The organism is Sphingobacterium sp. JUb20 (assembly GCF_004342035.1).
GTDB classification, from domain to species: domain Bacteria; phylum Bacteroidota; class Bacteroidia; order Sphingobacteriales; family Sphingobacteriaceae; genus Sphingobacterium; species Sphingobacterium anhuiense.
The window spans coordinates 140,241-164,108 of the sequence record NZ_SLYV01000008.1; the positions used below are offsets into that span (position 1 = coordinate 140,241).

The following is a 23,868-nucleotide window of genomic DNA, read 5'->3' on the forward strand; positions in this document are numbered from 1 at the left end:
CAAACTGTCATCAATTCAATATTTATTCCTAACTTTGTAGTCTTTGAATTTTGAGCTATGTTAGATTTTGCGCATACAACTAAGGAACACGACGAGACGCGTCAAGGTGAAGCCTTATTGATTGAAAATAATGTTTCCAAAGGTAATGGACGTAAGTTATATATTGAGAGTTATGGTTGTCAAATGAACTTTTCTGATAGTGAAATAGTTGCTTCTATTTTATTGGAGACAGGATTTGAAACAACGAAAAATTATCAAGAGGCAGACGTTGTCTTTATCAATACATGTTCCATTCGTGAGAATGCTGAGCAACGTGTACGTAATCGTTTGAAAGAATTTGAATTTGCTAAGAAAAGCAACCCTGGTATGATCGTGGGTGTGTTGGGATGTATGGCAGAACGATTGAAAGCTAAATTTTTGGAAGAAGAAAAGTTAGTTGATGTTGTTGTTGGTCCTGATGCTTATCGTGATTTGCCAAATTTAATTTCACAGGTGGACGATGGAAATCGTTCTGTTAATGTATTGCTTTCTCGTGAAGAAACATATGCTGATATAAGTCCTGTTCGTTTAAACTCGAACGGTATCACAGCATTTATTTCGATTATGCGCGGATGCGATAATATGTGTTCGTTCTGTGTTGTTCCATTTACCAGAGGTAGGGAACGCAGTCGTGATGCGGCATCTATTGTGAAGGAAGCGCATGATTTGTTCAATGCAGGATATCGTGAGGTCACTTTGTTGGGACAAAACGTTGATTCATATAAATATACTGCCCCTACAATTGAAGGGCAAGAAGCAAGTGCTCCTGTTAATTTTGCGAACTTATTAGCATTGGTGGCTGAAGTGAACCCGTTATTACGTGTTCGATTCTCGACATCTCATCCAAAAGATATTACTGATGAGGTGCTGCATACAATGGCAAGCTATGATAACATCTGTAAATACATTCATTTACCTGTACAGTCTGGAAATTCTAGAGTATTAGAATTAATGAACCGTACTTATGATAGAGATTGGTATATCAATCGTATTGATGCAATCAACCGGATTATTCCGGGTTGTGGTATTTCAACAGATATCATTACTGGTTTTTGTACAGAAACGGAAGAAGAGCATCAAGATACAGTGAGCATGATGGATTACGTGAAGTATGATTATGCGTTTATGTTTGCGTATTCGGAACGTCCGGGTACATTAGCTGCTAAACGTTATGCTGATGATATTCCAGAAGAAATTAAGAAAAGTCGTTTAACAGAAATTGTTGCGAAACAAAGAGCACATAGTTTTGAACGTTTACAGCAATTTGTAGGTAAAAACCAACGTGTTTTAATTGAGGGTTTTTCAAAACGCTCGGATAAAGATTTTGCTGGTCGTAATGATCAAAATGCAATGGCTATTTTTCCTGTAGATGAACGTTATCAGGCTGGTGATTACGTTACTGTAATGATCGAGTCTTGTACTTCGGCTACTTTACTGGGTAAAATAGTTGATTAATTAGAATATAATAGAGGTCTTTATTCTTAAATTTAGAGGATGGATAATCAAGATATTAAGAATCGATTTGGGATTATAGGTAACTCACCTTTACTTAATAGGGCTATAGATATTGCCCGTCAAGTGGCTCCTACTGATATTTCAGTTTTGATCCAAGGGGAGAGTGGTAGTGGTAAGGAGGTGTTTTCACATATTATTCATCAATTAAGCGCGCGTAAACACGGTGCTTTTATTGCTGTGAACTGTGGGGCTATTCCTGAAGGAACAATTGATTCGGAATTGTTTGGTCATGAGAAAGGTTCTTTTACTGGGGCACATGAAGCAAGAAAGGGATATTTTGAGGTTGTCGATGGTGGTACTATTTTTTTAGATGAGGTAGGGGAGTTACCTTTAGGTACACAGGCTCGTTTGCTACGTGTTTTAGAGTCTGGTGAATACATCCGTGTGGGTTCTTCTAAGGTTCAGAAAACTAATGTTCGCGTAGTTGCTGCGACAAATGTTGATGTTTTTAATGCTGTACAAAATGGTAAATTTCGAGAAGATCTTTATTACAGATTGAACACTGTTCCCCTTCGGATTCCATCATTACGTGAACGTGCGGAAGACATTTATTTGTTATTTAGAAAGTTTGTTGTCGATTTTTCTGATAAATACCGCTCACCAAGCATACAACTGACTGACGATGCACAACAACTATTGAAGACATACAGCTGGCCAGGAAATGTGCGCCAGTTGAAAAATATTGCGGAACAAATTGCCGTTCTTGAGAAAGAACGAGTTGTGGATGCGCGAATTTTACAAAATTATCTTCCTTCTGAAAGCCGTTCTACTTTACCAGCAGTAGTTGCTAATCAAAGTGGAAAGGATGATTTTTCAGAGCGCGATCTTTTATATAAGGTTCTTTTTGATATGAAGAAAGATATGGTTGATTTGAAAAAATTGGTTGTTGAATTGATTCAAAATGGAGTTAATCCTTCCACGTTTGATGAAAATTCTCCCTACATTAATCGATTGTATCAAGAGGTTGAACCTAGTGCTGATCGGCTTCAAGATCATTTGGCCGCTTCACAGACATTGACTATACATCAACCTAATGTGCTGAAAAGTAACCCGGGTCAAGATGGATATTTAAATTATGATACACAAGATGCCGAAGAAGTTGAAGAATCGTTATCTTTAACAGAGAAAGAATCCGATTTGATTAAAAAAGCGCTTAAGAAGCATCGTGGTAAACGTAAAGCGGCAGCGCAGGAGTTGGGTATCTCCGAAAGAACTTTGTACAGAAAAATTAAAGACTTAAATTTAGATTTATAATCTCGTTTATGAAGAAGCTTAGATCAAGTTTGCTACCGGGTTTTATCATGATAGCGATGTTGTTTTTTACAACAAGCTGTGGTGTAAAATATGGTTTTACCGGTGGATCTATTCCTGATGGGATGAAAACAGTGAGCGTATTGTACTTTGAGAATATTGCATCAATGGTTTATCCAACCTTAAGTCAGAATTTTACAGAAGCCTTAAAAGAGCGTATACGTAATCAATCGCGGTTGAGTCAGGTTAATGATAATGCTGATGCAACTTTTGAGGGTTTTATCACGGATTATACGATTAGTCCCGCTGCTGTTGAGGCAGGAACGGATCGTGCTGCATTAAATCGCCTTTCAATAACGATTAAAGTAAATTATCATAATAAAATCGTTGAGAAGGACAATTTTGAACAATCTTTCACAAGGTTTAAAGATTTTTCTGGTCAATTGCAATCGGCTCAAGAGGAAACATTAAATAAAGAAATTATTCTAATGTTGACAGAAGATGTTTACAATAAAGCATTTGCTAATTGGTAGTGGTTTGAGATATGGAAAATAGACGAATTTCAGACGATATAAACTTGTTTCATCAAGCGATCAACAATCCGTTATCTCTTTCGGAATCTGATTTGTTGTCCTTGATTGCCAAATTTCCATATGCGCAGTCTCTTCGTTTTGCTTATGAAAGACACCTCTACTTGCTAAATAGGGAAGTTCATAATATTTCTTCGACATTGCTCTATGCTGCTAATCCAAATTGGTTATATGAGTATCTGCATAAAGCTGTTCCTGTTGAATTACCTATTGAAGTTGAATCGGATGATTATATTGCTTTCGAAGATACAATTGATGATGTACAGGAGGATTCAACTGCAGATCTTGATAATGGAAGAGAGGAACTAAATGCTTTGATTCAATCCGGTGTAGCGCATGATTTTTTTCGATTGGAAAAAACCGATGATATTCTGGAGGAGATTAAAGATGATATTTCTAATGAACCAATGTTATCTGTGGAGTCGACCTTTGTCATAGGTCCTGTGGATGAAGAAGTGCGTGAGGAAGAGCGGATCAGTGTGTATGACGATGAGCTGATGCCTTATAGTTTTTTATGGTGGTTACATAAAACTCGTTTAGAGCATGCAGATACGTACCAGCCATTTTTGAAGGCCCCAAATTATCATGCTCATTCTGCAGAACAGCATGTGACTCGGTTTAAACAGACGATTGATGCTCAAGTTTTGGATCAACAGATTAAGGAGAATATTTTTCATCTACAGTCTCCTGAGGTTAAGTTAAGCGAGGAATTTAAAAATACGGTACCATTTCAGGTAGAGAAGAAAAATACGGATCATCTGATCGAACGATTTATCAAAGAGGATCCGCAGATAAAACCTCCTCCAGCTGATAAGATTAATCTGGAAAATAAAGCAAGGAAAAGTTCGGAAGATCAGTATTCGCTGGTGACTGAAACTTTGGCCCGAATTTATATCGAACAAGGATTATATCCTAAGGCTATAGAGGTTTACAAAAAATTAGTTTTGAAATATCCAGAAAAAAATGCGTACTTTGCGTCGGAAATTTTAAATTTAGAAAAGAAATTAACTTAATACATATAGAGAAATGCAAGGAATATTAATTGCTCTTATAATTTTGGCAAGTATTTTATTATCATTTTTAGTTTTAATACAAAATCCAAAAGGAGGTGGTTTATCATCAGGATTTGCTGGTGGAACTAATATTATGGGTGTAAAACGTACAGGTGACTTTTTAGAAAAAGGTTCTTGGGGATTAGTGATTGCGATCATGGTTTTTTGTTTAGCATTTAATATCGTAGCTCCAACTACAACAGCTACTGTGGGTGGTGGTTTGGGTAATCAAATTGAAACTCCTGCACAAACTAGTCCATTGAATTTAAATAATACACAACAACCTGCTCCAGCTCAACAAGCTCCGGCACAGAAAACTGTAACAGATTCAACTAAATAGGTTGTTGTATAGAAATTGAAAGCCCCCAAGTAATTGGGGGCTTTTTTTGTATTGTCAGTTTTGTAGCGTGACAGCCTGACAGAATGTGAATGAAATCTGCCAGTGCCTTGTTTTTTCGATGCAAATTTGTCTCAAAAGTCTGCTCTTGGCTCTTTGGCATAATTGCTGATGACATTTAGATATAATTGAAATAGAACTAAAAATAAAATATATTATGGCATTAAACATTAAACCTATCGGTGACAGAGTAGTAGTTGAAGCTGCTCAGGCAGAAGAAAAAACAGCTTCAGGATTATACATCCCTGATACAGCAAAAGAAAAACCATCACAAGGAATCGTTGTAGCAGTTGGAACGGGTAAAGTTGACGAACCTTTGACTGTTAAAGTTGGTGATAAAGTTTTATATGGTAAATATGCTGGAACTGAAATTACTGTTGAAGGTAAAGAGTATTTAATTATGCGTGAGGCTGATATTTACGCGGTTATTTAATTTTTTTATATAGTATCCAAATGTAAATAAATTTGGTCTCTTCTGGGATCAGGTGAAAATTTCAAAAATTTAAAGATAATGGCAAAACAAGTAAAATATAACGTTGAAGCTCGTGAAGCACTTAAAAAGGGTGTTGACACATTGGCAAATGCAGTAAAGGTAACTTTGGGTCCTAAAGGACGTAATGTAATCATTGAAAAAAAATTCGGTTCTCCGGTTATCACTAAAGATGGTGTTACTGTTGCTAAAGAAATCGAATTGAAAGATGCCTTAGAAAATATGGGCGCTCAGATGGTGAAAGAAGTTGCTTCTAAAACTGCTGATCAAGCAGGTGACGGTACAACTACTGCAACTGTTTTGGCTCAGGCTATCGTAGCTCCAGGTATTAAATCTGTAGCAGCAGGTGCTAATCCAATGGATTTGAAACGTGGTATTGATAAAGCTGTAGCAGCAGTTGTTGCGAATTTAAAATCGCAATCTCAAACTGTTGGTCAAGACAATAATAAAATCAAACAAGTAGCATCAATTTCTGCAAATAATGACGAAGTTATCGGAGCTTTAATTGCGCAAGCAATGGAAAAAGTAGGTAATGATGGTGTTATTACTGTAGAAGAAGCAAAAGGTACTGAAACTGAAGTTAAAACAGTAGAAGGTATGCAATTTGACCGTGGTTACTTATCTCCATATTTTGTTACAAACTCTGATAAAATGGAAGCGGAACTTGAAAATCCGTACATTTTAATCTATGACAAAAAAATCAGTAACATGAAAGAGTTGTTGCCGATTTTAGAAAAACAAGTACAAACTGGCAAACCATTAATCATTATTGCAGAAGATTTAGATGGTGAGGCATTAGCTACTTTAGTTGTTAATAAAATCCGTGGTTCACTGAAAGTTGCAGCAGTGAAAGCTCCAGGGTTTGGTGACCGTCGTAAAGCAATGTTAGAGGATATTGCTATCTTAACTGGTGGTACAGTGATTTCTGAAGAAAGAGGTTTCAAATTAGAAAATGCTGAATTATCTTACTTAGGTCAAGCAGAAAAAGTTGTTGTTGATAAAGATAATACAACAATCATTAATGGTGCCGGTAATGCTGAAGATATTAAATCTCGTGTTGCTCAAATCCGTTCTCAAATCGAAACAACTACTTCTGATTATGATCGTGAGAAATTACAAGAGCGTTTAGCTAAATTATCAGGTGGTGTTGCTGTTCTTTATGTAGGTGCTACTACTGAAGTAGAAATGAAAGAGAAGAAAGATCGCGTTGATGATGCTTTACATGCAACTCGTGCAGCTGTTGAAGAAGGTATCGTTGCAGGTGGTGGTGTTGCTTTCATTCGTGCTACTGACGCTTTAAAAGGATTAAAAGGTGCTAATGAAGATGAGACTATCGGTATCGAGATCATCAGACGTGCTATCGAGGAACCTTTACGTCAGATCTGTTTCAATGCTGGTATTGAAGGTGCTGTTATCGTTCAGAAAGTGAAAGAAGGTACAGGGGACTTCGGTTACAATGCTCGTACTGATGTATTCGAAAACCTAATTGGTGCTGGTGTTATCGATCCAACTAAAGTTTCTCGTGTAGCTTTAGAGAATGCAGCTTCTATCGCTTCTATGTTGTTAACAACTGAATGTGTATTAGCTGATGAGCCAGAAGAAAATAATGGTGCTGGTGCTCCTCCAATGGGTGGTGGCATGGGCGGAATGATGTAAGATCATTCTTCTTTATTAAATATAATAAAAAAGCCCTGTTGCAATTTTGCAACAGGGCTTTTTTGTTTATTTAATTAATGACGGCGTCTATACTTCTCGTAATATCCATCGTAATCAGATGGTGAATAGTTTCTTTTTATTCCCCATTCTTGAAGTTCATTGTTGAAAAAGTATAGCCAGTAGATTCTATATCCTGAAGTTGAATCTGCCGCATTTTCTAATTGTGCAGTGCCATATTCATAAATCTCTAATATACCGTCTTGATATTTTTTTGAGGCTACTACGGCATCCGGCTTTCCTAGTTGCTGAATAACCTTCTCTTTGGTCATGCCAACTTGTATTTTTGTAAAGTCAGGACCTTTTAGCATGCTGCAGCTCACGATTAAAGTGGCAAAAAATAGCATCATCATTGTTCTGCTGATTGGATACGTATAATTTTTAATCATAAAATCAGTGTTTGTTATATAGAGCTGATATGTTTGTATAAGTTTAATTGTTTTAAAAATAATCTATACTATTTAAAATTTAATATACTAAAAACCTGAAGCGGTATCATCACCCCGCGGATCGGCACCTGTCTGGAGTTTTCCGTTGGGTAATATTATGATATTTTCCACTCTGCCTATATTACCTCTGGGTGATATTTTGTACCCTGCATTTTCTAGACTTTTTCTTACTACGGGAGTTATTGCATTTTTTTCTACATCAATCTGATCGGGTAGCCATTGATGATGAAAACGCGGGGATGAAACGGATTGCTGTGCATTTTGTTGATAGTCAATTACGTTGACTATCGTTTGGAAGACGGAGGTCATAATTGTTGATCCGCCTGGTGTTCCTACTACCATAAATAGCTTTCCATCCTTTTCCACAATAGTTGGTGTCATTGAACTTAACATGCGTTTGTTTGGCTCGATGGCATTCGCTTTTCCGCCAACGAGGCCATAGATATTTGGAACTCCTGGTTTAACTGAGAAGTCATCCATTTCATCATTTAATATAAAGCCTGCGCCAGATACAAAGACACGTGATCCATATGAATTATTAAGTGTTGTCGTAATAGAAACGGCATTGCCTTCGGAATCGACGATATTAAAGTGTGTTGTTTCTTCTGATTCATATCCTGGAAATTTCGCTGCCTTTACATCGCTGCTTACGGTTGCTTTGGTTAAGTTTACGGCTTTTAATCTTTCACTGTTGAAAATAGAGTCTGTCAATTCTTTGACAGGTACTCTTATGAAGTCTGGATCACCTAAATACTTTGCTCTATCGGCATAAATACGACGTTCGGCTTCAACCATTACACGTATAGCGGAATCACTTTGGAATCCCCATTTTCCTAATGGATATTGTGCTACTGATTGTAATAGTGCAACTAAGGCTGGTCCACCACTAGATGGAGGTGCCATACATATGATCTTATGTCCACGGTAATATCCTGTAACGGGTTGTCGCCATACTGCTTTATAATTCTCAAGATCATTATAACTGATAATGCCATTGCCTTTATGCATTTCTTTAACAATTAGGTCAGCTGTTATGCCTTTGTAGAAGCCATCACGACCTTGATCAGCAATTCTTCTAATTGTATTAGCCAGTTCTTGTTGCTGGAATAAATCGCCTTTTTTCCAGCTTGTGGTTTTCAGTATAGGGGCGCCACTTGGGTTATATTTTTGAAAGCTTTCTTTATATTCGTTGAATTCCTCTGCCTGTTGTTTTGTAATCGGAAAGCCTTTTTCAGCTAATGCTATAGCAGGATTTAATAAAGTTTTCCAATCTAATTTGCCATACTTTTTGTGAGCTTCAACCATTCCGTCAACTGATCCTGGAACTCCTGCGGATAAATGGCCATATACACTTAGATCTTCTATTACATTTCCCTGCTTGTCTAGGTACATATTAGCATGTCCTTTTTCTGGTGATTTTTCTCTAAAATCTAAAGCATTGATTTCACCTTTACTACTTCTGTAGACCATAAACCCACCACCTCCTATGTTTCCAGCATTAGGGTAAACTACTGCTAATGCAAATTGTACTGCGACAGCGGCATCAATGGCGTTGCCCCCCATTTTTAGGATATCTACACCAACTTTTGAAGCTAAGGGATGCGCGGTAACAACCGCCGCCTTATTGAAGGTCTTGGCTTTTTTATCAAGTTCTAACGAAACTGTGCACGATTGTACTGACAGCGCCGCCGTAATAATAAACAAATAGAATTTGCTTTTTTTCATAATCTTAATTAGGTAGTCGTTCTATTTTTTCAAAATTTCCATCTAAATGGTCAATTTTTATTTTGTATCGCTTAATGTTTGAAGGTGCTGATCCCACTCCAATTCCAATCATTCCACCTCCATATCCAAAACCTGATCCTATGCCTGCTGATATCGAGAAGCTCGTACTGTTTTCTTCTGCTAAACCATAGAAATAGTATTCGTCATTTTCCATTACAAGTGGATAATATCCAAAACTTGTGGAGACATAGGTTTCGTCATTATCTACCACGGCATATATCTGTGAATCTTTTAATTTTACTTTTTTCCCTTTATCATTGGTGTAATAATAGTATTTGATTTTGCCTTTTTTATCTTTCTCATCAACTAGCGGATAATCTGGTTTTTGGTTTTTTAGAGTTTCATAGCTCATATAAATCCCGTCCACGAGATGTTCTGCGGCATATAATGGTAATTTCTCTTTTTCCTTGTAATCAATGTTTTGGATATCCTGTAAGGTTAATGATTCGGACGATATGTCTTTTACTATTAAATTTTTACGAATGAATGAATCTACAATGAGGCTTCCTTTTTTTAATAATTTGTTGGAGACATCGATTCCTGAAACTTGAAAGCTACTGTCGATATGATTTAATGGGAAATAATTGTTCCCTTTTTTTTGATATAGATTTGCTCTGAAATCAAAAAAGCCCTTTTCTTTGATTCCACCACCAATTTCAGAAAATGATAATCTTCGAATTTGCAAAAGCAATGTATCTCTCTGCGTATTTCCATTACTGATTGTTTCTAGATATTTCTGCAATTGATCTTCAAGAGCTGGATTTGCAACTACAGTAGCGGATTTTCCTAAGAAACCTTTTTGTATGATTCCGTAATGAGTTGTATCTTTTCTTGAATCCAGGATCTGGATCTTTTGGTATTGGCTACCATTAACGATTTCCTGAGCGTCATATTGAAAGGTAAATTCTTTATTTCTATCTTGTGCTGAAGCGTGTGTTAATCCTGTAAGTAAGATTGCTAAAAGCACATGGTGTTTTAATGTATGGACGTAATGTGTTAAATTCATTTCCAGAGGGAATTAATGATCTGCATTAAAGATAAAGAAATTAAAAGGCTGTATCAAGTTTCTTGATACAGCCCTTCAGCAGTTTGCATGCAAACTGTATTAAAATTAATTTGATATTTATATAACGAACTAAATTATAGTAATGTTGTATTACTTTAATTTTTCATTGTTTTTATGTCGATCGGCGTCACGGATTGATTTTTTCTCTAAATTTTTTTCTAGCGCATCTGTTAAATCAATACCGGTTTGATTGGCCAGGCACATTAATACAAAGAGAACATCGGCCATTTCATCCGCTAAATTTACTTCTTTATCAGATTTTTTAAATGATTGTTCGCCATACTGTCTTGCCATAATTCTAGCAACTTCTCCAACTTCTTCCATTAGCATTGCTGTGTTTGTTAATTCATTAAAATAGCGAATACCTGTTGTATTGATCCATTTATCAATGGTCTCCTGTGCTTCTTTTATTGTCATAGTATTAGAAATTATCTTTATCCTGTGTATTCATTATGATGGTAACGGGCCCATCATTTAATAAATCAATTTTCATATCTGCACCAAATATTCCCATTTGCACTTCGCTGTTTATTAAAGTGCTAAGATAGTGGGCCATTTGTATGTACATTGGCTGTGCTTTATCTGGTTTGGCTGCACGGATAAAAGAGGGGCGATTTCCTTTTTTTGTTTGTGCGAATAATGTGAATTGGGATATAAGTAATATTTCACCACGTATGTCTAGCACCGATCTATTCATTAAACCGTTTTCATCATTAAATATTCGAAGATTAACGAATTTTTGTGCCATCCATTTCATATCTTCAATTGTATCTTCCTCTTCGATCCCAATAAGGATTAGTAAGCCGTCTTTAATCTGACCTGTTATTTTGCTATCGACCGAACAGCTCGCCTTGGAAACTCGTTGTATTACTGCACGCATAGGACAATATTAAGAAAAAAATGCCAACTATTGAGTTTGATCTGATTAAGTATTGTTGACGTCATGGATCTTGAAAATGCTGTAAAACAACTTGCGCCTTAAATTAATGTTGAAGGCGCAAGTTGTTTTATTAGAATTTTACGTTTAGGCTTAACATAAAATTTGTTGTAGCCTGTGGATAGTAAAAATTAAAATATTTTCGAGATGTACCGTCCATATAACCCCAAGTATATCCGTTGGTTTGATATTTTTCATTTAGGATATTGTTGACAGTAAGTCCAAGGTCTATATTTTTCAAACCTAATATGGAGAAATTATAAATAGCTCTAATATTGTTTACAAATGAAGGGTCTATACTTCTTACTTTGGCTGAACTATTGTCCAGATATTGTCTTGAAATATATTTTGATAATAGTGCAATTTCTACTGAACGAAGAGGGCGATAAGTGAACTCGCTTGATAAAATAGTTGCCGGAGAAAGTGCAATATCTGTTTTTTTAATGAATTCTCCACTCGTTTCATCCGTGTAATTTTTGATTTTGTTCTGACTTAGTCCCGCTGTTGCTTTCCAACCAAAATACGCTGAAATTTTCCATGCGGCATCTACTTCTAAGCCTATTCTATAGCTATTTGGGATATTCATTCTCAATGGAGAACCTACATTATTAAGTGCTCCGGTCGGAATAAGTTGATCTTTATAGAACATACCATAAAAGTTCGTACCGATGTTAAATGTTTCATTATTGAAGCGGTAGCCAGCTTCGATATCTTGCATTTTCTCTGGTTTGGGATTGTTTCCTTTTAGATCAACAAAGTCATTTCTGACAGGTTCTTTACTAGCATAGGCATATGAGGCGTATAAATTTGAATTTTCATTGATGAGGTAAGTAATTCCTAATTTTGGATTTACAAAATTGAATTTTCTTTTAAAATCCATTCCTTTGATTTTATCGTCATCACCTTTTACTTGGTAATTAATATTACGATACTGTATATCCGCAAATAATAACCATTTTTCGAATGTAAAGTCTGCTTTCAGAAATGTACTGATGTCATCTTTTTTAGCATCATTGAGATAGTATTTATCCCCTAAATTGCTGGCGGAAGCATATTTTGCCCAGATTATTTCACCGTAATGATCTCCCTTATATTGATTTGCAGCTCCACCCCATGTCAATTTTATTGTCTGTGAAGGATTATAGTTGAAGGAAAAGGTAGTCCCATAGAAGTAATTATCTAACCATCTTCTCCTTACCAAATCGGTTTGTTTGATGGTATCGGTTCCTGAAATGACTGGTGGTAAATTGTATTTTGAAAAGTCGTCTTCAGGTCGGAATTCTTCGTAATAGCCTGCACCTCTGGTGTAATGTAGTGCCGCATTAAAAATTAGTTTTTCATTGATAAAATTGGTGTAATGTAACTGGTGATGTGTTTGCGTGTAGTTGTCTGTTTGGTTTTTATATAGGTATTTGTTGTAAGTGCGACCAGAATTTAATAGATTTTCTGTTTCTAGCTGTGTATAGCCATCATTGACGGCATAATCTTTCATCCCCTCTACATCATTGTTTAATCTTGGCTCTGGTGTTCCGTACCAAGATTGATATGTTTTTTCCTTGCCAGAGAATACAATGGCCTTTAAAATATGTTTGTCACTATAATAACCTCCATCTACATAAAAAGACTTTAAATCGGAAGATGCTCGGTCGATATAGCCATCGCTCAAAATACGTGAGAGACGAACATTAAAGGCAAATTTATTATTTAGTAGTCCTGAACCTACTTTCAAAGTATTTTTCCAAGAATTATAGGAGCCGAAAGAGTTGTTGAATTCTACGTACGGCTCTTTTTCGAGTGTATTGGATTGTATGTTTAGTGATGCCCCGAATGATCCCGCCCCGTTTGTAGAAGTTCCAATTCCTCTTTGAATCTGGATACTCTCGGTTGAGGATGCAAAATCGGGAAGATTGACGAAGAATGAGCCCATACTTTCCGCGTCATTCAACGGAATTCCATTCAATGTTACATTTATGCGGGCATTATCAGATCCTCTTATTTTCATATTTGTATATCCTATACCTGCTCCTGCGTCCGATCCTATGACGACAGATGGTGTTTGATCTAGTAGATATGGAATATCTTGTCCGAAATTGTTTTTAGCGATATCTTGTTTGCTAATATTTTTATAGGTTGTAGAAGAGTTGTTTTTGGCACGTGTTGCCATGACCAGGACTTCTTCTGTTTTTATAGCACGTGGTTTTAGAAAGATTTCAAGATCAGTATTTTGTACCAGATCAATCTGCTTCTTTTCTGTACTATAGCCTATGTAAGAGATTGTTATGGCGTATTGTCCATCAGGTAATCCTGAAAACTTTGAAGTGCCATTTCGATCAGTTGTTAAATTCTTACTCTGATTTTTTGTCAGAACGATACTTGCGCCCTGTAACGATTTTTTTGTTTCATTGTCTAAGACTTTGATGGATAAAGCGTTTTGAGCTGATACGGATAATGTTATTCCTAGAAATAGCACTGTGCTGATTAAATTTTTAATCATGTTTTTTAATTGAATTTTGAGTTAAACAAACTATTGCTAGGGGTTACAACAGTTTTTCACTTATTTAACTAACCTTTTCCCTCCGCCAGCATTATCTGGATCAGGTGCACAACACATAAATGTATTGTTGGGTATAATCTCAGCCTTTATTCGTGTTCGTAGAACAAGGCACCCCTTATTGATAATGCGAAGGTATTAAATAAAATCTGTACTAAAAATATAATGTAAAAATGGATGTTGAGGAATTGAGTTTTGGAATATCAATTTGTTTTGCTCGTAAAAATAAGTGGAATAGATTTTCGTTTATAGGATTGTATTATGATGAATGTTGTGTTGCTTTATCTTTAGCTTCTTTCGGATTTTAAAGTAGCTGTATTGATCCGGTTTCTTTTTTTTATAACTAAAAGGATGTCCATTTATAATTCCATGATTTATTGATGCTTCACTGACATAACGTCATTGAATCGCTACAAAAATGAATAAAATTGTGGTTTTTAGATAATATATTGGCTGAATTTAAACTTATTCCCTACCTTCAAAAAATATGCTAAAATTCAAACTTTTAGCTCATGTTAATTATTTTTAGCAACAAGGGAGTTTTTATTAAGGTTTAAATTTATGTTACATTCTTATAAGTTAATTTATCTAAAAGTCTTTGATTTTTATCACGATTAAATAATTAAACTAATTGTGTAAATTTGTTTTTTTTAATGGTAATATTTTTTTTACTAAATTTTGGCACGAATTTTAACGTTAATAACCACAGTTCCTTTGCGTTGACCTGAATGCTAAGTAACTATTAAAGTTTTTATAATAATGAAATATTTTAGCGCTACCTATATCTTACCAATTACATCTTTACCTATTAAAGATGGAGTGGTAAAAGTTAATGATGATGGTGAAATCCTTGGGATTTATGAAAGTAAAGACGTAGAATTGAGCGGCCAGCATATTGAAAAATTTGAAGGAGTTATTGTTCCTGGATTTATTAATGCGCATTGTCACTTAGAATTGTCCCATATGAAGGGTACGATTCCGCAAAAAACTGGATTACCAGCTTTTCTTTCTTCGGTTATGACAAGTCGTGGCACTTCTTTAAAAGTGATTGATAAAGCGATGGCTGCTGCTGATGAAGAAATGTACAATAATGGTATTGTGGCAGTTGGAGATCACGTGAATTCTGATAACACATCTAACATTAAGGAGTCTAGTAAGATTCTTTACCACACTTTTGTTGAAGTCTTCGGAGTAGAGCCGGATGAAGCTGATGGTCGATTGCAGGAGGCTAAGGATTTGATTCATGAATTTGATCCAGCACATTCTTCAATTACACCACATGCTCCTTATTCTTGTTCGAAAATACTTCTGAAGAAATTTAAAAAAGCAGTTTCTGATGTTAATATTATCAGTATTCATAATCAAGAGAGTGATGAAGAAAATAGATTGTTTCGTTATAAAACGGGAGGATTTATCGATTTCTTTAAAGTAATAGGGAAAAATCCTGATTTGTTTAAAGCTCAGGCTAGAAATTCAATTCAGTCATATTTACCATATTTACCTCATCCTAATAAGTTGATCTTGGTTCACAATACGTATACGTCATTGAAAGACCTTGATTTTGTGGACCGAATGGGCCGTGATATCGTATGGTGTTTATGTCCGAAGGCGAATCTTTATATTGAAGGTCAATTGCCAAAAGTAATGAACTTTGTAAACGATAATCAAAAAATTGTAATCGGTACAGATAGTTTAGCATCCAATGATAAGCTTTCAATTTTAGATGAATTAAAAGTGTTACATAAACATTTTGATAATTTAGATTTTCAGCAATCTATCCAGTGGGCTACTATTAATGGGGCACAGGCTTTAAATATCGATGATAAATTTGGTTCAATTGAAGTTGGTAAAAAACCAGGTCTTGTTCTATTAAAAAATATGGAACATTTTAGATTATCTGATAAAGTTACGGTGCAAAGATTAGCATAGTAAAATACTCAAAATCTTCTGTACTTTTGTTGATATGAAACATGTTAATATTTCTATCAAAGGAAAAGTACAGGGGGTTTATTTTAGGTTATCTACCAAAGCAGTTGCCGACCAATTGGGTATTAAAGGGTTTGTTAGAAATTTAGCGGATGGTTCTGTTTATATTGAGGCAGAGGGTGATGATTTTGCTCTAGATTGTTTAAAAGAATTCTGTGAAGAGGGACCTGAGCGCGCAGTAGTGGAAGAAGTGATTTGTGAAGAGGGCGTCTGGGAAGATTTTAAGAATTTTGAAGTGCTAAAAAAATCGTCTAAATAAATCTTAATATCTTGTCTGTTTTTAAGAAATTTGCTGGTCAAACCTTGATCTACGGTCTCAGTACTATCATCTCTAGATTACTGAATTTTGTTTTAACGCCAATTTTCGTTCGTAAATTTGAAGCTTCCACCTATGGAATATTTACGAATATGTATTCTTGGGCAGCTATGATCAATGCATTCCTAGCTTTTGGGATGGAAACAACCTATTTTAGATATTTACAGAAAGTTGAGGAGAAGGATAAATCTAAAGTATTCAATAATAGCTTTGTTGTCACCATTTTTACTTCTTTAATTTTTCTATTAACTATTCTTATTTTTTCTAATGACATTGCGCATTGGTTTGCAAAAGAAAATATTGACTCTGTAGGTCAATATAAAAGCTATATTTACTTTGTTGGACTTACTTTAGTCGTTGATGCACTTGCTGTTGTTCCTTTTGCCAAAGTTCGTGCTAATGGTCGGCCATTGCGCTACGGCGTATTGAAGTTAGTCAATATCATCACATTTGTTATTTTAAACTTGACATTCATTGTCTTCATACCTTATTTACTTCAACATTTTCCGGATACTGAACCATATTTTTCTAGCTGGTATATAAACTCATGGTTGGGTTATGTGTTTATTTCTAATTTTGTAGCGAGTGCAGTGACATTGTTGATGCTGTTGCCCGAGATTAGAACATTTAATTTTAAAATTGATCGGGTGTTATTAGGTGATATGTTTCGATATAGCTTTCCTATTTTGATCGCTAATATTTCATTTATCATAAACGAAAACCTAGATAAGATTTTAATGCCTGAATTATTACCGAAAAGTATTGCTGACCGAGATGTTGGTATATATGGTGCTATTGCAAAGATTGCTGTTTTCTTAAGCATTTTCGTGCAGGCATTTCGTTTAGGAGCCGAACCTTTTTTCTTCTCCTATGCCAAAAATGATAATTCGAAAAAGGTTTATGCAATGATCATGGAATATTTTGTGATTGCTATGATGGTTGTCATGATCGGATTGTCTGTCAATATTGAATGGCTTAAGTATTTTATTCAAGGAGGATCTGCTTCAGAGAGTGCAGAATATTGGTCGGGTCTATTTATTATTCCTGTTATTTTATTCAACTATGTGATGCTTGGGATATATATGAACCTTTCTGTGTGGTATAAACTTTCTGATCAAACACGATACGGTCTCTATATTTCAGGTATTGGGGCTTTAATTACAATTATATTGTGTTATATCCTGATTCCGCGCTACAGCTATGTCGGTGCAATTTATGTGACGACCATAACTTATGGTGTAATGGTATTTTTATCCTATTTTTGGGGACAAAAGAATTATCCAATTCCTTATAAGATCTTTAAAATTGGGGCTTATATGTTGGTTGGTACTATGATCGTTTATATCCATTACATAGTATTTGACCGGAATTTTTGGATTGGCAATATGATGTTGATTGCTTACTTATTGGGAACCGTTTTTGTCGAGAGGAAAACGGTAATGAAGATGTTGAAGTCTAAAAGTTAGAAGAAGCTATTTTTAATAAATAGCTTCTTCTGCAAAGTTATGTTGTATTTCGTCTAACACTTCTTGGATCTCTTCGAATGTCTGAAGACTGACTAATCGCATTCTGTATTCTTTAAAGTCTGGTATACCTTTAAAGTAGTTTGAATAATGACGACGCATTTCGAAAATACCTGTTTTAGGTCCTTTCCATTCAATTGATTTAATCAAATGTGTTCTGCACACATCTACACGTTCAGCAATTGTTGGACCGGCTAAACGTTCTCCTGTGTTGAAAAAGTGTTTTATTTCTCTAAATATCCAAGGATATCCAATTGAGGCGCGACCAATCATAATACCATCAACTTCATATTCCTGGCGCCATGCAATTGCTTTTTCTAAAGAATCTACATCGCCGTTTCCAAAAATTGGAATTTTAATGCGTGGATTACGCTTAATATCACGAATCATAGACCAATCTGCTTGCCCTTTATACATTTGTGCGCGTGTACGTCCATGTATTGATAAAGCTTTAATACCGATATCCTGTAAACGTTCTGCCACTTCATAAACATTTTTGGTATCATCGTCCCAGCCAAGGCGGGTCTTCACAGTAACTGGTAGATGTGTTCCTTCCACGACTGCTTTTGTCATTGCGACCATACGATCGATATCTTGCAATAAACTAGCACCTGCTCCACGGCAAGCAACGTTTTTAACTGGACAACCGTAATTAATATCGATTAGATCTGGATTTGCTAATGTGCAGATTTCGGATGACTGTCTCATGTGTTCGATTTCGGAACCGAAGATTTGTATACCTATTGGTCTTTCATACTCGAAGATATCTAACTTTTTACGTGATTTTGCTGCGTCTCGAATTAATCCTTCTGAAGAGATAAATTCCGTATACATCATATCTACCCCATTTTGCTTACAAACAAAACGGAATGGCGGATCACTTACATCCTCCATTGGAGCTAGCAATAATGGAAAGTCTCCTAAATCTATATTTTCGCCAATCTTAACAGACATATTTGATTTTTTTACAAAGATAACAATTTTGAGATAGTTCTATTTATGGTGTTTTTGATATGAATGTCATATGATGATTTAGGAAATTAATGTTTTATTGTTTATTAATATGCAGGGCAGGTTTCTTGCTAAAATGTGCTTCTTCGTAAAGAGATTAATTAGTAAGGATATATGTTCTGAAGTTTTCAAAGTTGTTCGTATTTACAACGCTCGAATAAGTATAAATAGAAAACAGCTATCAATTTCTTTTGATAGCTGTTTTCTATTTATACTGGTGTGGAATATCACCTTTGCATCGTGTTGATTTTTATAATCTATTTTTGATATCTTCCGAACCTGTTGAGCGTTCTTTTGCTCTGTTATCTGAACCTCCAAATCGGTAATTGAATGATAAAATTGCTGTTCTGCTATCGGGATTTGATTTTCCTATTAATCTCACTGCATTGGATACTGTTTCATATCGACGGTTATTGGTATGAAATATGTCGTTAACGACCAGCTTAATCGTTGCTTTTTTACTTAAAATGCTCTTTTGTATTCCACTGTAAATAAGTCCGTAACTTTTGATATTCGTTAAACCAATGGTCAGACCAGAATTATAATTTCCTCCAATCTCTACAGACCAATCTTTGGGTAGTTTGAAAGTATTTTGTGTATTTAATGATAACGTATTGCCTGATCTTTTGATTAGTTCATTTTCTTGTGGAATCTCATATTCGTTTCTGTAATAGTTTGCAAAATGTGTAGCTGTCCACCAGGAAAATAATTGTGTAGGAGCCATGAATGATACGCCAAAATTTTTGAATGAACCGATATTTTCGGGTCTTTCAAAAGTGATTTGTTTGTTTGTAGGATCTAATCCTATGATATCATTTACGACATTAGATCTGTCTGCATAATTTAACGTAAATATATATTTGTTAGCTAGTGTATAGTTAGCTTCATAAGCGTGCTCGTAAGCAGGATCTAGTTTTGAATTCCCTTCTGAATAGGAGAAGGGGTCTGTATAGACGCGGAATGGGTTTAGACTCCAGAAGGATGGACGCTCGATGCGATAGCTATAGCTTAGTTGTACTTTATGATTGTTATTGATGCTATAAGATAAAAATGCTGATGGGAAAAACTTTAAATAATCTTTAGAGAAATGTTCATTTAAAGTTATTTGATTACCATCGGTAGATGTGTGCTCTGCTCGTAATCCTACTTGTGTTGAAAATTTGCTCCAAGTTTTTGATAGATTCACATAACCTGCTTGTATCGTTTCTTTATAAATGAAGTGATTACTTGTCGATAGATCTGGAACATAACTCTCATTTAGCAATGTATCATACCGCAAATCGTTTTCTGTCCGGATATGACTTGCTTTCCAACCAGTTTCTAGCTTAAAAGTTTCATTAAAAGGGAGGGTATAATCAATTTTTGCAACATAAACCTTACTGTCTGAGGGAATATCGCCAGTGCGTGATGATAAGGGGCGTATATTATTTTGATTTTCATTACTGTATTTAGTATTTAGTGTTTGATCCATTTTGGAATAATGGTCAATCATATCAAAATCCACTTTTAGTTCATGTCCATTTTCGTTGAACTTCAGGTTATAATTGATGTTATATAACATGTCTTCCCATCTTTCTTTTCCTTCGGTTATGGTTGAAGCCGACCAGATGAGATCTTTTGTCGCATAGTTTCTAAAATGATTGGTGGTTGGTTCATATTTTGGATATTTACCAAAGCCTCCATTTACTAGAAATCCCAAAGTCTGTTTTGAACTTAAATAAAAATCCATACCAACTCTGAAATTATTTGAACGCAGTTTCGGTTGAATTTTGTTTTCCTGTTGGGAGTAGGTTTCTGGTTCTGCTTGCGTATCTTTATAAAAGTAGCGTGTTAATGAATTGTAAAACTCTAAATTTTGAAAGTATTGATTGTAATTTCCGAAGATATTTACTTTTTCCGTTCTGTAATTTAGGTCTAAACTACCGCCTAGGTGTAATCCGCGACCTGCTCCCATATTTCCGGAAACAGCTCCGTTCAACCCTTGCTTCAATCCTTTTTTTAATACGATATTGATTATCCCTGATGTTCCTGCCGCATCTTGCTTGGCATTAGGATTAGTCATAACTTCAATTTTTGTTATATCGTTTGAGGATGTGCTTCTTAACAAATTGGCTAGCTGATCTGCGGAGAGGTAGGTAAGTTTTCCGTTAATCATGATAGAAGCACCAGATTTTCCTTTTAAACTGAAGGTTCCATTATCATCTAGACTTATACCTGGAATTTTGGTCAAAAGTTCTAATCCACTGTTACCATCTGCTAATGCAGAGTTTTCTATGTTGAAAATGGTTTTATCTTGATGTTGTTCTATAAATTGCTTGCGTTTATTGATGACAACCTCACTCAGATAAGCATTGTTTTGAAGCAATACAATTTTCCCAAAATCATATGCATTCACGTGCTCGCTTAATATGAATTGAGATGTTTTAAAATCTTCGTGTGTCATATTTTTTATATGCACATAGTAATTTCCATATGGTGCATTAGGGAAAATAAAATTCCCTATGCTATCGGCAGTAATAATTTTTGCGACAGTTCCATCATGAACGCGATGTAAAGTTACTTGTGCATGGGGTACAGGTTCGTTCTGTTCATCTAGGACACGGCCCATGATTTTAGCAGAATTTTGAGCACTGGCAACAAATAAAGTAAAAACTAGAAATAAACTAAGTAAGTAGCTGCTATGATGAAACATGTCTGCAAGATTAAGATGTTATTGGATGAATAGATTTTGATTTTTTTACTGTTTTTTTCTTTTTCCCCCACCAGATATAGAAACCAGTAATCGGTAATGTTGCGCAAATAAGTGATGCTAAAAAATATATTATTTTAGTAGTCATTCCCCCAATGAATCCTGTATGTAAGGCATAATTTGCGCGCATTAGCCATTCTGTGGTATTGGCATCATCAATGGGACCTTGTTTTCTGCCTGTTAATTCTAGCGTATTACGATCAAAATTTAAGTCACGCCATATACCGTTTTCCATATCTGTACATGCATATACGGATTTATCCTCGGCTTCAGGGTAGTGGACGATAACGGCTTCTTTGTTATGGCGAGCATATTCATGGCGCACTTTATACCAGATTTGATCAGCAACAACCAATGCATCATTCAAGGGTTGATCATCAGGTATTTCTTTTTCAACTTGTTCTACTTTAGGTTTATTCGGGTATCCTCCGCTGAGCCAAACTACTGATTTGCGCATCCACGGGAAGCTCATGATTAACCCTGTAAGGCACATAACTAAGGCTATGGTTAGTCCGTAAAATCCTAATACATTGTGCAGGTCATAATTTACTCGTTTGAACCGCGCTTTCCATTTGATGGTAAAACTCTGCTCACGAGATCTTTTGTTCCATTTTTTTGGCCACCATAAAATAAGACCAGTGATTAGTAGTGAAAAGAATATAAAAGTACTCCAGCCGACTACTTGACGGCCGATCTTGTTCGGCATCCATAGATGACGGTGCCCCTCATCCATGAAATGAAAGAAATCTTCATGATTAACAACAGCTAGGATCTCAGCTGTATAAGGATTGACATAGACTAAACTATCGGAGTGGTCTAAACTTACTTTAACTGATTTATCTAAACCATAATACCAGGAACTAGCTATTTCTTTGTCTGGAATGGCTGTCTTTACAGCTTTGTAGATTGCAGATGGAGGAAGCTGATCTTCTGATCTTTGTGCTTCTACGCGAATATAATTTGTAGTGAATTCTTTGATGTCATGTTCGAAGACAAGTACACAGCCGGTTATACTTAGGATAACAACAGGTATGCCTGCCGCTAGTCCTAACCAAAGATGTAGCCATGCATTAATTTTGCTGAGCATAATAATTTAAAGCGCTATTTATAAAGTGATAAAATTTATTCTGTCAAAGTATTTCTTTGACAGAATAAATGGATTTTTATTTTTAGTAATTGATTTTACTCATGGACGAAACACCAGATACACCGACAAATTTTAAACCTCTTTTGGCTGTTGCATTATTGATGTCAATTGTATAGGTATAATATTGTTTGTCTTCTAAACTCTGACATGCATAGTAAGCTTTACTGCCATCTTTTTCAACAAATACGACGTCCTTATATCCTTGTTGTTCATGGGCAGGAATTTCTTTGATTTCAGTCATCTTTTTTGTCTGAATATCGACGATGTATAATTTTACTAATCCACCTCCTACACCTTCAGCTTGTTCGCCTTTATTATAAACTGTCATTAAGAATTTATCATCTTTAAGATAACTTCCTCTTGCAATTTTGCCATTTCCTAATGATTCAATATCAAAATAATAGTCTTTATCAAATTCATCCGTTCCTTTCTTAATTCGAAGAAATCCTGATTTGTTTTTAGAAGCTAAAGATGCTTCATTTGCTGAAAACCAAACGTATGCATCACCTTTGTTGTCTACAGCAAGACCTTGTTGTGCCCACCAATTTCCAATATGTGAACCACGTCCATCTCTAATTGTTTTTTCGAATTTTAGCTCAGGATAAGAGAAGATACCGATGTAAGTAGTGTCGGTGGTTGTGAAATTACCGCCCCAGTTGTTTGATCCGTCTCCAGATTGAAAAGGTACATATATTTTATTTCCGACTTGAAACACGCCGGTCCAGATGGCCATTCTTTTTCCGCCTAAAACTTTGGATAGATCAACGGTGTTTTTATTTGCTATAGAGAAATTTTGAGCATCGTAATTTCTTAGGGTTGCCACTGGATTAACAATACTTCTATTTGTGGTACCTAATATAATATTTTTGTCTCCAAAATGTCCATAAATACCTGATGTCTCAGCATTTACTTGTTCATCTTTAAGTCTCTGGAACTCACCTTTACTATCAATGTTGTAAGGGGTTATCGGTCCTTGACCACCATATGTTAGTCCAAAGATATAGTTGTTCTGATTGATAAAGGATTGTTCTGTCGCTGGCATACCGTTACCTACAATACTGAGTGTTCCATCGCTTACATTATCTGTTGACAGGATATAATTACCTGAAGTTCCAGCTTCTCCACTACCTTGTCCATTTACGATAAAAACAAATTTTTCTCTTTTTCCGGAATTTCCGGTATCACTTCCTCCATCAGAAGGATTGTCTTTTGAACATGCAGTGATGGCTAAAACGCCACATGCTAGGGTCAGCATTTTTAAAGTGTTTAACTTTTTCATTGTATTTATTTATTGAATTGTG

At 35.5% G+C, this 23,868-nt stretch carries 20 protein-coding genes and 1 riboswitch; of the genes, 10 read left to right on the forward strand and 10 right to left on the reverse strand.

The genetic code is table 11. The features are described from left to right. Window positions 1–57: 57 nt before the first annotated feature. The 7 genes from miaB to groL all read left to right on the forward strand — a co-directional run bounded on the left by miaB (window position 58) and on the right by groL (window position 6,990). The gene (gene miaB / locus EDF66_RS14720) at window positions 58–1,494 is read left to right on the forward strand and encodes a tRNA (N6-isopentenyl adenosine(37)-C2)-methylthiotransferase MiaB (RefSeq protein WP_021192198.1); all 1,437 of its coding nucleotides are present in this window, start codon (window positions 58–60) and stop codon (window positions 1,492–1,494) included. Window positions 1,495–1,533: 39 nt separating this feature from the next. Next, entirely contained in the window at window positions 1,534–2,808 is a 1,275-nt protein-coding gene (locus EDF66_RS14725) for a sigma-54 interaction domain-containing protein (RefSeq protein WP_021192197.1), read from the forward strand. An 8-nt stretch (window positions 2,809–2,816) separates the two neighbouring features. After that, window positions 2,817–3,338 carry an LptE family protein gene (locus tag EDF66_RS14730; RefSeq protein WP_132771586.1) on the forward strand — a complete coding sequence of 174 codons (522 nt, stop codon included), beginning with the start codon at window positions 2,817–2,819 and terminating at the stop codon, window positions 3,336–3,338. A gap of 11 nt (window positions 3,339–3,349) precedes the next feature. Next, window positions 3,350–4,408: a tetratricopeptide repeat protein gene (locus EDF66_RS14735; RefSeq protein WP_132771585.1), complete on the forward strand. Its 1,059-nt coding sequence runs from the start codon at window positions 3,350–3,352 to the stop codon at window positions 4,406–4,408. A 13-nt stretch (window positions 4,409–4,421) separates the two neighbouring features. Next, window positions 4,422–4,787 (forward strand): preprotein translocase subunit SecG, encoded by a 366-nt coding sequence (secG, locus tag EDF66_RS14740; RefSeq protein ID WP_132771584.1) that lies wholly within the window; start codon window positions 4,422–4,424, stop codon window positions 4,785–4,787. Window positions 4,788–5,001: 214 nt separating this feature from the next. Then, window positions 5,002–5,277 carry a co-chaperone GroES gene (gene groES / locus EDF66_RS14745; protein ID WP_021192191.1) on the forward strand — a complete coding sequence of 92 codons (276 nt, stop codon included), beginning with the start codon at window positions 5,002–5,004 and terminating at the stop codon, window positions 5,275–5,277. A gap of 75 nt (window positions 5,278–5,352) precedes the next feature. Continuing rightward, a complete protein-coding gene (groL, locus tag EDF66_RS14750) occupies window positions 5,353–6,990 on the forward strand; it encodes a chaperonin GroEL (RefSeq protein WP_207898652.1) in 1,638 nt (545 codons plus the stop codon). Window positions 6,991–7,064: 74 nt separating this feature from the next. Here the strand turns inward: groL and EDF66_RS14755 are convergent, their stop codons facing one another. From EDF66_RS14755 to EDF66_RS14780, 6 genes are all read right to left on the reverse strand, one after another. Further along, window positions 7,065–7,436, reverse strand: a complete 372-nt coding sequence (locus EDF66_RS14755; protein ID WP_132843526.1) for a DUF3192 domain-containing protein — start codon at window positions 7,434–7,436, stop codon at window positions 7,065–7,067. 87 nt (window positions 7,437–7,523) lie between these two features. After that, window positions 7,524–9,221, reverse strand: a complete 1,698-nt coding sequence (gene ggt / locus EDF66_RS14760; RefSeq protein WP_132843528.1) for a gamma-glutamyltransferase — start codon at window positions 9,219–9,221, stop codon at window positions 7,524–7,526. Between the two features lie 4 nt (window positions 9,222–9,225). After that, the gene (locus tag EDF66_RS14765) at window positions 9,226–10,287 is read right to left on the reverse strand and encodes a hypothetical protein (RefSeq protein ID WP_132843529.1); all 1,062 of its coding nucleotides are present in this window, start codon (window positions 10,285–10,287) and stop codon (window positions 9,226–9,228) included. A 150-nt stretch (window positions 10,288–10,437) separates the two neighbouring features. Next, the gene (locus EDF66_RS14770) at window positions 10,438–10,764 is read right to left on the reverse strand and encodes a nucleotide pyrophosphohydrolase (protein WP_021192353.1); all 327 of its coding nucleotides are present in this window, start codon (window positions 10,762–10,764) and stop codon (window positions 10,438–10,440) included. A 4-nt stretch (window positions 10,765–10,768) separates the two neighbouring features. Next, window positions 10,769–11,227 (reverse strand): D-aminoacyl-tRNA deacylase, encoded by a 459-nt coding sequence (gene dtd, locus EDF66_RS14775; protein ID WP_021192354.1) that lies wholly within the window; start codon window positions 11,225–11,227, stop codon window positions 10,769–10,771. A 130-nt stretch (window positions 11,228–11,357) separates the two neighbouring features. Beyond that, window positions 11,358–13,778: a TonB-dependent receptor gene (locus EDF66_RS14780; RefSeq protein WP_132843531.1), complete on the reverse strand. Its 2,421-nt coding sequence runs from the start codon at window positions 13,776–13,778 to the stop codon at window positions 11,358–11,360. A gap of 60 nt (window positions 13,779–13,838) precedes the next feature. Next, a riboswitch (TPP riboswitch) is annotated at window positions 13,839–13,964 on the reverse strand. Between the two features lie 630 nt (window positions 13,965–14,594). On the opposite strand from EDF66_RS14780, the gene EDF66_RS14785 reads away from it, so the two are divergent. Genes EDF66_RS14785 through EDF66_RS14795 form a run of 3 tightly spaced genes read left to right on the forward strand, consistent with a single transcriptional unit; the run spans window position 14,595 to window position 17,603 of the window. Then, window positions 14,595–15,764, forward strand: coding sequence for an amidohydrolase family protein (locus tag EDF66_RS14785; RefSeq protein ID WP_206368607.1), 1,170 nt, complete (start codon window positions 14,595–14,597; stop codon window positions 15,762–15,764). Window positions 15,765–15,798: 34 nt separating this feature from the next. After that, on the forward strand, window positions 15,799–16,080 hold the full coding sequence (locus EDF66_RS14790; protein WP_021192356.1) for an acylphosphatase: 282 nt from the start codon (window positions 15,799–15,801) through the stop codon (window positions 16,078–16,080). Window positions 16,081–16,091: 11 nt separating this feature from the next. Next, window positions 16,092–17,603: an oligosaccharide flippase family protein gene (locus EDF66_RS14795; protein ID WP_132843534.1), complete on the forward strand. Its 1,512-nt coding sequence runs from the start codon at window positions 16,092–16,094 to the stop codon at window positions 17,601–17,603. 12 nt (window positions 17,604–17,615) lie between these two features. Here the strand turns inward: EDF66_RS14795 and dusB are convergent, their stop codons facing one another. The 4 genes from dusB to EDF66_RS14815 form a co-directional block, all read right to left on the reverse strand. Next, window positions 17,616–18,614, reverse strand: coding sequence for a tRNA dihydrouridine synthase DusB (dusB, locus tag EDF66_RS14800; RefSeq protein ID WP_021192357.1), 999 nt, complete (start codon window positions 18,612–18,614; stop codon window positions 17,616–17,618). A gap of 307 nt (window positions 18,615–18,921) precedes the next feature. Continuing rightward, window positions 18,922–21,363, reverse strand: coding sequence for an outer membrane beta-barrel family protein (locus EDF66_RS14805; RefSeq protein ID WP_132843535.1), 2,442 nt, complete (start codon window positions 21,361–21,363; stop codon window positions 18,922–18,924). Window positions 21,364–21,373: 10 nt separating this feature from the next. Next, the gene (locus tag EDF66_RS14810; RefSeq protein ID WP_132843537.1) at window positions 21,374–22,507 is read right to left on the reverse strand and encodes a PepSY-associated TM helix domain-containing protein; all 1,134 of its coding nucleotides are present in this window, start codon (window positions 22,505–22,507) and stop codon (window positions 21,374–21,376) included. Window positions 22,508–22,589: 82 nt separating this feature from the next. Further along, window positions 22,590–23,846: a DUF4374 domain-containing protein gene (locus EDF66_RS14815; RefSeq protein WP_132771573.1), complete on the reverse strand. Its 1,257-nt coding sequence runs from the start codon at window positions 23,844–23,846 to the stop codon at window positions 22,590–22,592. Window positions 23,847–23,868: the final 22 nt, after the last annotated feature.